The 9,622-nt window shown below is 58.2% G+C and carries 7 protein-coding genes; 4 read left to right on the top strand and 3 right to left on the bottom strand.

Features of this window, described 5'->3' with window-relative positions:
* The 3 genes from ACH2EH_RS18990 to ppgK all read right to left on the bottom strand — a co-directional run.
* On the bottom strand, nt 1–669 hold a 669-nt coding region (locus ACH2EH_RS18990; RefSeq protein WP_395144109.1), incomplete at its 3' end, for a hypothetical protein.
* A 162-nt stretch (nt 670–831) separates the two neighbouring features.
* Nucleotides 832–1,368, bottom strand: coding sequence for an RNA polymerase sigma factor (locus ACH2EH_RS18985; RefSeq protein ID WP_395144107.1), 537 nt, complete (start codon nt 1,366–1,368; stop codon nt 832–834).
* A 69-nt stretch (nt 1,369–1,437) separates the two neighbouring features.
* Nucleotides 1,438–2,220, bottom strand: a complete 783-nt coding sequence (ppgK, locus tag ACH2EH_RS18980; RefSeq protein WP_395144104.1) for a polyphosphate--glucose phosphotransferase — start codon at nt 2,218–2,220, stop codon at nt 1,438–1,440.
* 132 nt (nt 2,221–2,352) lie between these two features.
* Here ppgK and ACH2EH_RS18975 point away from each other — a divergent pair, with 132 nt between their 5' ends.
* From ACH2EH_RS18975 to ACH2EH_RS18960, 4 genes are all read left to right on the top strand, one after another.
* Nucleotides 2,353–4,908 (top strand): glycosyl hydrolase 2 galactose-binding domain-containing protein, encoded by a 2,556-nt coding sequence (locus ACH2EH_RS18975; protein ID WP_395144102.1) that lies wholly within the window; start codon nt 2,353–2,355, stop codon nt 4,906–4,908.
* Nucleotides 4,909–5,100: 192 nt separating this feature from the next.
* Nucleotides 5,101–7,170: a putative bifunctional diguanylate cyclase/phosphodiesterase gene (locus ACH2EH_RS18970; RefSeq protein ID WP_395144099.1), complete on the top strand. Its 2,070-nt coding sequence runs from the start codon at nt 5,101–5,103 to the stop codon at nt 7,168–7,170.
* Between the two features lie 39 nt (nt 7,171–7,209).
* Nucleotides 7,210–8,436 (top strand): DegT/DnrJ/EryC1/StrS family aminotransferase, encoded by a 1,227-nt coding sequence (locus ACH2EH_RS18965; protein WP_395144096.1) that lies wholly within the window; start codon nt 7,210–7,212, stop codon nt 8,434–8,436.
* A 76-nt stretch (nt 8,437–8,512) separates the two neighbouring features.
* Nucleotides 8,513–9,568, top strand: coding sequence for a matrixin family metalloprotease (locus ACH2EH_RS18960; RefSeq protein WP_395144095.1), 1,056 nt, complete (start codon nt 8,513–8,515; stop codon nt 9,566–9,568).
* Nucleotides 9,569–9,622: the final 54 nt, after the last annotated feature.

Genomic DNA, 9,622 nt, shown 5'->3' with positions numbered 1-9,622 from the left:
GCATCCAGCGATTATACATCCAATAAATCCACCAGGAATCCAAGGGCCTAACAGGCGCAATCCTAAGTACATAAACCCTAGCAAAAATCCGATTACAGCAAACGATAATAACTGCTTCCGAGAATTACTCCACATAGAACTCGTAGTGCGGCTCAGTAGAATAGGTGTGTGGTTTTCCTGAAATTTCCCAAGATGCGAGGTGCTTGCAAATACCTCGGGGGCCTGTGCTTTCTTAATGGATAAAATCCATGCCTCAAGCTGTGACTGTGCTTTCTGAGCGTCTTTTGCTGAAATTTTCAGAGTCACTGTGCCCCCAATTTTCAACTGACCGGTCCATTTTGAGACAAGCTTTGTCTTCAAGCTTATACTTTCCGTAGCCCCTTCACTATCAAGAGAATTATCTTGGGGTAAATGATAGCCTAGCAGGCTAGGAGCGAGGTTTGGAAAATCAGGAGTTGCCTCGGTAAAAGTGAGAGTTGAACGAGCTTCTGCGGGTCGCTCGTGCATTCTCTGGGTCATGGCTCCTCCCAAGAGCAATCCCAGGGCCGCGCCCACAAGCGGTGCGGGAAGGCGAAGTATTGGCAGACGCATTCCTCGGTACTCTTTTTCTCGGCGGATGCTCTGGACGCGGGCATCGAGTGCTTCGCTTGGCGATTGGGCAGTGAGCACACGCAGGCTTGCCCCGAGGGTTTCCAGGCGAGCAAGCTCTTTTTGGCAACTCGCGCAGTGGCTCAGATGGCGATTCGTACGCCAGGCGGCCAGACCGCGTAGGCGTCCGTGCGCCTTTAAAACCAGTTCCTCTTCTTTGCAATGCATTATCTTAAATCCTCATCAATCCTCTTCTTCAGAAAGTAGGGTTCTCAAGCGCTTTGCCGCCTCAGAGACGCGCCATTTCAGGGTGCCAATGGGAATTTTTAAGATCTCGGCAGCCTCACGGTAGGTGAGTCCCTGCGCCAGCACGAGCAGAACAGCGGTCTGCTGATCCTCCGAAAGCTCCGCAAGCGCAGAGGCGAGCACCGTGCGGTTGGTGATGGTCGTCTCCGTCTCAGGAGCAGCTTCCGCGAGCGGCTCCTCAATGAGAGTCGTGGTTTTAGGCTGTAGGCGACGGCGGCTATCGCGCCAGCGACGGGCGGCGATTCCTACCAACCAGGCACGAAGCGGCACACGCGCTGAGAAACTCTGGCAGCCCCGAAACGCGGCAAGAAATGTCTCCTGGGTGAGATCTTCCGCCTCTGCACGGTTGCCATTGGTCAGCCGTAAAAGAATCCCCAGAACGTCGCGCCCGTGGTGCTCGTAGAGGCAAGCGAAGCCCCGCTCCTCCCCCGCCTGGATCTGCCTCTGAAGTTGCTGTTGACTGCCGCTATTCATTCAGCAATAGAGTAGCAAGATAGAGAGGATTGGTTGGGGATAAACCAATTTTTTATTTTGGCAGCGAACCTACAGCCTCGCAGCCGCCCAGAGCGCGGCTCCAACAATTCCGGCTTCGTTTTGAAGTGCCGCAGGAACCACGGGCGTTCGGAGTGAGAGGAGGGGGAAGAACTTGTCGGCTTTCTTGCTCACGCCCCCGCCGACGATGATCAGATCGGGCCAGAAGAGATTCTCGATGGCAGTGAGATAGCGGTTCACGCGCTTGGCCCACTTTTCCCAGGAGAGGTCGTCTCGCTCGCGGGCGGAGTCGGCGGCGTAAGTCTCGGCGTCCATTCCCTTGAGCTCAATGTGCCCCAGCTCGGTGTTCGGAATCAGCTTGCCGTCTAGGATCAGCGCGGTGCCAATTCCCGTGCCCAGCGTGCACAGAAAGATCAGGCCGTCTTTGCCTTTGCCCTCGCCAAACGTGGCCTCCGCGAGCCCCGCGACATCGGCATCGTTGCCAATGGCCACCGGAGAGCAGCCCGTGGCCTCGGCGATCATCCCGGCGGCGTCTTTACCGATCCAGCTCTTGTCAATATTGGCCGCTGTCGAGACCGTCCCGTACTTCACCACGGCGGGAAAGCCCACCCCAATGGGTCCCTTCCAGTCGAAGTGTGCCACGATCTGTGCCACGGTGGCCACCACGGCCTCGGGGGTTGCGGGCTGTGGCGTCTCCAATCGAAAACGCTCGCCAATAAGCTCGCCCGTGGTCACGTCCACCGGGGCTCCCTTAATGCCTGTCCCACCAATATCAATACCTAAAATAATCGTCGGTCTCACTGCCGCCGCTGTTGCCGTTGCTCGTCGCGCCATAGTGCCCTCCGGGGCAGTAGTTTCGTCGCAGCTTAACATTTTTCCTCCCTCATTCAAGCACTAGGACAGGGAGGGGCAACGCGTGTGGGGTTGAATTCAGCTCCGGTGTCGGGTACAACGCAGGGGCTTTTCATGCAACTAATCTCAACTTCCCTTGACAGCGGCTGGGAGCTGGCCGAGCGCCTCCCCGCTGGCCGCGACCTATTTCTTCTCTCTGGCGGCGAGAAACTCTGGCTTCCTGCAACGGTTCCTGGTCATGTCCACACGGATCTGGTAAAAGCAGGCGTCATTGCGGATCCCTTCAAACGCCTTGCGGAGTGGGGCACACGCTGGGTGGATGAGTCTGACTGGACCTACCGGACAAGCGTCTTTGTGGGTGCCGAGCGGCTGGCGGCACGTGGCATGGGGGGGAGGCATTTCCTGCACTTTGCGGGTCTCGACACACTCGCACGGGTCTTTCTGAACGGCAAGTATCTCGGGCAGGCCGACAACTACCACAGAGCCTGGCGCTTTGATGTGACGGAGCATCTCAAAGAGGGCGAGAACGAGCTTCGAGTTGAGTTCGACTCCGCACTGCGCGTGGGCCGTGAGAAAGCTGCCGCTTATATCGGCGATGGGAGCAGTGACCGGGGCAAGACCACGTACTTTAACTTTCCTCCTCGGGCGTTTGTGCGAAAGCCGCAGTACATGTTCGGCTGGGACTGGGGCCCGGAGCTGGTCTCCTGTGGTCTAAACGGCTCGGTCGAGCTGCTCACGGTTCCCGTTGCCGAGATTCTCCACTGGAAGATGAACTACACTTTCATGAGCCCCAGTGTCGTAGACATTGACTTTTTCATCACGCTCCGGAAATACGACAGCCAGCCGCTTACTGTGAAAGCCGTACTCTTTGCGTCGGGGGATACCACGCCCTCCACGGTGCTAGAAGGGCCTGCGGGTGAGTACACGGTGCCGCTCCAAATGCGCAGTTTTGTCACCGAGCGCTGGAACCCCAATGGCGTGGAAGGCCCCCGAAAGCGCCATCTTCTCAACCTGCGCCTACTCACTGTTCCCAAAGACGAGGGCGAGGAGCCTGAGCCGCTTCATCGCATCGCGGCATCAGTGGGCTTTCGCACCGTGGAGCTGGTTCAGGAGCGTGATTCCGACGGTATGGGCGAGTCGTTTCAGTTTAAAGTGAATGGCCAGCCGCTGTTTATTAAAGGCGCGAACTGGATTCCCGATCACAGCCTGCCCACGACTATCACCAAACACCAGCTTCGCAAGCGGCTCACGGCGGCGCGCGATGCGGGCTTTAATATGCTCCGAGTCTGGGGGGGTGGCCTCTACGAATCCCTGGACTTCTACAGCCTCTGTGATGAGCTAGGGATTCTGGTCTGGCAGGACTTTGGCTTCGCGTGCGCCACCTATCCCGACGATGACCCGGCGTTTGTGGAGAGTGTCCGCGCGGAGGCAATCGCCAATGTGCGGCGGCTACGGCACCACCCGAGTCTGGCGCTCTGGTGTGGCGGCAATGAGAATGTTGAACTGCACCAGGGGCGCTGGTCGGGAAAAGATCAGGCCACGAAGTTCTACGGCGAGAAACTGATCCTGGACACGCTGCCCGAGGTGCTCAAAACCGAAGACCCCAAGACTCCGTACTGGCCCAACTCCCCCTACGGCGGCGTGGACTGCCGGGATGAGAGTAGCGGCGACAGTCACTACTGGAATGTCTGGCACTCCAAAGAGCCTGGCTCTAATGGCGACTGGAACAACTACGAAAAGTGCGACACGCGCTTCTCCAGCGAGTTCGGGTTCGCCGCGCCCGCGGGGCTGACGGCGTGGAAGCACGCTCTCGCCCCCGAGGATCTCACGGTGCGCTCCCTGGGATCCCGCTGGCACGACAAGACACGCAAGGGCTACGAGACCTACCTGGGTTTTATCAAGATGCACTTCCCTGAGCCGCAGTGCTTCGCGGACCTGGTCTACTTTGGTCAGTGTAACCAGGCGCTGGCGTTTTCCTTTGGAATTGAGCACTGGCGGCGGCGTAAGGGCCACTGTGGGGGCACGCTCTTCTGGCAGCTCAACGACTGCTGGCCCACCCACTCCTGGGCAGTAATTGATAGCACGGGCGAGCCCAAGCTGGCCTACTACGCCATCAAGCGAGCCTACGCCCCTCTGTTGCTCTCTTTGCGGCGGGCTGGGCGCTCTATTGAGGCACATTTAATCAATGACCAACACCAGGATACTCCGGGGCAGCTCAGCTTGCATCTACTGACCTTTGAGGGCGAGCCGGTCTCACTAGCGCAGAAAGAGGTCACGGCTCCGGCCAATGCAGCATCGGGAGCCCAGCTCGCGCTCGCCCTTCCTGGCTTTATCGCGGATGCGGGCACCGATGTTTTCGTCCATGCGCTCTTCCACCCCGAGACCGGCGAGACCGTTGAGAGCTTCTTGCTCCTAGCCGATGCCAAAGACCTTCGCCTGGCCGATCCCGGCTTCCAAACACAAGTGGGTGAGCACTCCATCACGATCAAGGCCCAGCGCTTCGCCGCCTTTGTCACCCTTTATTTTGAGGGAGTCTCTCAGCAGCCACAGCTCTCCGACAATGGGTTCTTTCTCGCGCCGGGCCAGAGCCGAACCATTTTGGTCAGCCACCTGCCGGATCACCAGACCCTAGCACAGCTCGCGCCGCAGCTCCGTATCCGCCGACTCTAAAACTTCATCGTATCTGCCGATAATCTCGGCAGAATGTTAAGTGCGCAAACAGAATATTGTAGTTCAGGCGCACTTCCTCGGGCGCTAGCCCAGGCTCGCTGTCTTATCTGGCAGGCCCGTGTGAACCGGCTCCCCATTAACAGTACCGAGTCGGAGGTGCAAGCACAGGCCCAGGGAACACGAGAACTCGGTATGTATTTTCGCTGGGGTGAGGCTTCTGCACTGGATGAAGAGTCCGCACAACGCTGGCTTCCTATCCCACGCATGGCCGAGCATAACTACGCAGTTGACCTCTACCTAGCACGCTCGCGAGAAGATCGAGCGCGAAGTATCCATGCCAGTGTGGCAGCGCTCACCCAAGGGCGAAGCTCCTACGCACTGGAGTTCGGGATTCGACTGGAAGACGGTTCCTCCCGGTGGCTCCATGAGGAAGTACAGATACTGCCCCAGGCAGATGATCACTGGCTGCTGGTAGGCGTCTGCCTGGATCGCACGGCCCAGCACCTCGCGGAGGAACGCCAGCGCCGCATGCTCACCAGCCTGCGGGGCCTTTTCTGGCAGGCACGGGTTACTCAGGTTCGTGATGTAAAAGGCCATGACATACTTGACTGGAATATCTGGATTTCGGATGAGGAAGCTGCACTCCGCTGGCTCCCGATCCAGCGGCAGCCAGGCCAGCTTTTTGTGGATGACTTTTACCAGGTGCGCTCAGCAGATGTCCGCACGGCCAACAATCAGCTCGCCGCCCAGACAATTTTCTCCGGGGGCACCACCTACCAGCAAGAGTTTCCGATCCCTCTCGCTGACGGCTCCCTGCGCTGGCTACGCGAAGATGTTCAGATTGAGCCACTCACCCCCGGAGTCTGGGAGCTGACGGGTATCTGTATAGATGTCACGGATCACCATCGCTCTGAGGAGCTGCTGGCCTACCGCGCTCTACACGACCAGCTGACGAACCTGCCCAATCGCCGTGCGCTCCAAGAGCGCCTGGAGACACTTCTGGCCTCTGATCAGAGCCATCCGGCACTCTTATTTTTGGATTTAGACAACTTCAAGGTCATCAATGACAGCCTGGGACACCAGGTCGGCGACAGTGTTCTTCAGGCCGTCGCCCAGCGGCTTCAAGGCGCACTCCCCGACACAGCGGAGATATTCCGTCTTGGGGGCGACGAGTTCACGGTTCTGCTGCCTCATACGCCCGTCTCCGACTCTCCTACGGAACTTGCCCGGCACATCCAGCAGCAGCTCAATGAGCGCTTTGAAATCGCGCAACGTACATTTATTCTGAGCGCCAGTATCGGAATCGCCACAACCTTGACGGCAGATCCATCGGAGCTGCTTCGTCACGCGGATACCGCGATGTACCAGGCAAAAAAGAGTGGGAAATCACGCTATGCGGTCTTTGAAACGAGCCTAGAGACAAGTGCCCATGCACGCTTCGAGCTGGAGCGGGAGCTGCGCCGTGCTCTGGAGGTAGGGGAGATCCACCCGTACTTCCAGCCCATTATTGACCTTGAGACAGGACAAGTTCTCAAGCTAGAGGCGCTGGCACGCTGGAAACACCCCGAGCGCGGCTTTATTGCTCCCACGGAGTTCATCCCTATTGCGGAGGAGACAGGCTTGATCCTGCCTCTGGGGCTGCATGTACTGAGACAATCCTGCCTGGCAGCACATCGCTGGCATCAGCTCGGCTTGCAAGTCGGTATCAGTGTAAATGTCTCCGCGGTTCAGCTCAGAGACCCTCACTTCCTGGATTATATGCACCAATTGCTTGCAGAGACAAGTGTTCTGCCCGCCTCGCTCACCCTAGAGATCACGGAGACGGTTCTCATGAGCAATAATATCAACAATCTGCGCCTCTTAGAGGATCTCACCGGCAAGGGGATTCAGCTCGCGATTGATGACTTTGGCACGGGATACTCTTCGATGGCCTACCTCAGCGAACTCCCCGTTCAGACTCTCAAGATTGATCGCATGTTTGTCCAACAGCTCGCCGATGACTCACGTCAAAAACGTGGCAGCAAGGCCATTATCCGTGCGGTAGTGGCCTTAGCACGCTCGCAGCAGATGCAGGTCACGGCTGAGGGAATCGAGACAGAGCTCCAGCTCCAGCAGCTCCGAAGCCTTGGCTGCGACTTTGGTCAGGGCTACTACTTCGCACGGCCTCTGTGTTTTGAGGATGCCACCGCGTTTCTGCAGCAGCAGCTCAGTGCTTTCAAGAGCCGTCCTCTGCTCCCCAATACACTACTTCGCGCCGCCTAGCAGGAGGTTTTCACTGCCGCCCTGTCGAACTCTTCGGCCATGCCAACTACAGTCACCCTCGCACTCCTTGGAGGCTCCCCTCTCCATCCCCAGCCGTGGCCCGACTGGCCTGTCTGGGATCAGCGGGAGGAGGAGGCGGTTTTGCGTGCGCTTCGTAGCGGGCACTGGGGCCGCCTCACGGGGCCGGAGGCAGCGGCCTTTGAGAGCGAGTTCGCGACTTTCCAGGAGTGCCGCTACGGGGTTGCCACCCCGTGCGGAACAACCGCGCTGAAGCTAGCACTTTTGGCACTGGGCATCCAGGCGGGCGATGAAGTAATTGTGCCGCCGTATACGTTCGTCGCCACTGTGGGAGCCGTGATCCAGTGTAATGCGGTACCGGTCTTTGTGGATATTCACCCGGACTCCTACTGCCTCGATCCCGGACGCATTGCGGAAGCCATCACCCCCAAGACTCGTGCTATTATTGCCGTGCACCTGGGAGGGATGCCCGCCGATCTGGACGCTCTATGCGGCTTCGGACTCCCCGTGCTAGAGGATGCATCCCACGCCCATGGCAGTGTGTACAAAGGCCGCAAGGTGGGTGGAATTGGGACGCTGGGTTGTTTCTCATTCCAGGCCAGCAAAAATCTCAACTGCGGCGAAGGCGGAATCGTGCTTACCAACGATGAAGCACTCTACAAAAAAGTGCGGGCTGAGTCAGAGTGGGGCGCGGGCTCCAACGGCCAGATTCTGGGCAGTAACTTCCGGATGACCGAGCTTCAGGCAGCACTTCTTCGTGCCCAGCTCACGCGCCTCCCCGAGCAAGCCGCCCGTCGGGATGCCAGTGGAAAAACACTCGACACTCTTCTGGCGCAAGTTCCCGGAATCCGTCCACTGCCCCGAGCCGCTCTCGGCTGCGATGTGCATGGCTACCACCTCTATTCCTTCCGCTACGACGAAGCCGTTTGGGAGCTGCCGCGCACCACGTTTATCCGTGCGATGCGTGCGGAGGGGATTCCTGTGGATCCCGGCTACACCTCGCCTTTGTACGACTGGCCGGTCTTCGCGCACAAGCACTTCGGCCCCTGGGACGCGAGCCGCGCCGGCTTTGCCGCGCCTGAGGTGCACCGTGCCAACTGCCCCGTGATGGAGCGCGTGAGCCACCACGAAGGCTGCTGGATCAAACAAAGCGCTCTGCTAGCGGAGAGCGAGGAAGTGGGTATGATTGCAGAAGCCACCCATAAAATCTGGAACAACCGCAATATGCTCGCCGGTTTTCAGGCATAGGTCTATCAGCATTGTTGATATTGGGCTATAATGCACGAACGAATAAACGATTTCCCAGAGATTCCCGGAGAAAACTATGCGACGTTATTTCTTAGCCCTTGCTATTTCTAGCGCAATTGCGACAACGATGATTGGCTGTGCGGGCTCCACAGGCGGCAATCCCGTTACCCCCACGGCTGTTCCTACCGCCACACCAGTCCCCACACCAACCCCTACCGCCACACCAACACCCGCTCCTAGCCGTAGCTATCAGCTGGTGGTGGTCGGCGCACGAGGTAGTGTTCCTCTCGCGGTCAATGGCGTTGCCAGGGGCGTGGTTCCGGGTATCCCGAGTAACATCTCAACCCTACTCAGTGGCAGTAACCTCCTGAGCGCACCAGCAACGTATGGAGATCGTACCTTTATTGCCTGGCAGCGCAATGGAGCCAACTTCAGCACCGCTCCCGCACTCAATACGCTGCCAAATGAGCTAGCCAACAGTGATACGATTACTGCCCTCTACGGCCCTGGTGGCACCCGTTCCGGCCTCCTTACCCCCAACTACAACAAAACAGACTACTCGTTCTGGCCCAGTGCAAAGCTCCCGCTGAAGATATTCTTCGATGCCTCTGTCTCGGCAGACCAGAAAACCCTGATGATTGAGGGAATCGAAAGGTGGACGAAGGCTCTGGGCAGCGGCATTACGTATAACATTGTCAGTGCCAAGAGCGATGCTATGGTAGTCTTAGAAATGGGGGCGGTCGCTATTGCGGTCGGGCAGACAACCACGACCACCTCGTCTGCCACCCCTCCCAAACCGCTCATCAGTGCAACAATAACCTTTGATCCCGTCAAAATCCCAGCACTCACCACTCAGGATAACCGCGATATCTTCGTCGCGCTGGTCGCCCATGAGTTCGGTCACGCTCTGGGAATCAATGGCGGGGGTGTCCAGGGACACAGTGATGATCCAAACGATATTATGCATCAAATCGTAAGTATCGACTCGGCGACGATCACGCTACGGGACTTCAATACGATGATGAATATCTACGACTTCATTTATGATGGCCGCCACCGCCCGGTCAGTCGCGCCCAAGCTACCGGTGAGCGTGTCACGCAGACCATCGCCTGCAACGTGCGCTGGCACTAGTAAATAAAAAAACGCCCCACGAGCCTGGCTCGTGGGGCGTTTTTTTATCCGTTT

Origin of the sequence: Armatimonas sp. (assembly GCF_043760365.1) — a bacterium.
In the GTDB taxonomy this organism is placed as follows: Bacteria; Armatimonadota; Armatimonadia; order Armatimonadales; family Armatimonadaceae; genus Armatimonas.
Note: the sequence above shows the minus strand (reverse complement) of the source record. Positions and strands in the feature narration are given on the sequence as shown.